This is a genomic window from Stappia sp. BW2 (assembly GCF_008107695.1).
Classification (GTDB): Bacteria; Pseudomonadota; Alphaproteobacteria; order Rhizobiales; family Stappiaceae; genus Roseibium.
This window is the reverse complement of the sequence record NZ_VIRG01000045.1, coordinates 1-397: the sequence shown is the minus strand read 5'-3', so window position 1 is coordinate 397 and position 397 is coordinate 1. Positions and strand designations below refer to the sequence as shown.

1 protein-coding gene is annotated in these 397 nt (G+C 51.1%); it reads right to left on the bottom strand.

The genetic code is table 11. The features are described from left to right. The coding region (locus FMN63_RS03045; protein WP_148582488.1) for a DUF4238 domain-containing protein at window positions 1-397 on the bottom strand (397 nt) is incomplete at both ends.

Sequence of the window (397 nt, the reverse complement as noted above, 5' to 3'; positions counted from 1 at the left end):
TCCCTGTATTTCATTGCCAAGTTCAGCAGTCCCTGATCGTGATCCCGAAAGAACAGAAACCTTTCCTTGTGCTTGGCCTGATACTGGTTCGCCAGCTTTGCTCTCTGGCGATCCAATTTGAGTTTCTTCCATTCGATGTCGGGACGCCAATCGAGCCGCAGAATGACGCTAGGGCTAATAGGAAAAGGAATCACGGCATGTGAATTGCCAAGTCCGAAGCCATATGCCCCAATATCGGCTGGCCCTCCTCCTCGAACCCAAAACATTGGGTTGTCGCTTGTGACCAGCTGTTGGTTCTCGCTGATTTCATAATTCCAGGTCATTCGCATCATGATCTTTGATAACGATGCAGCCTGCTGGAACGCGAGCAGCCCAACGCGGCGATCAACGCTCATAG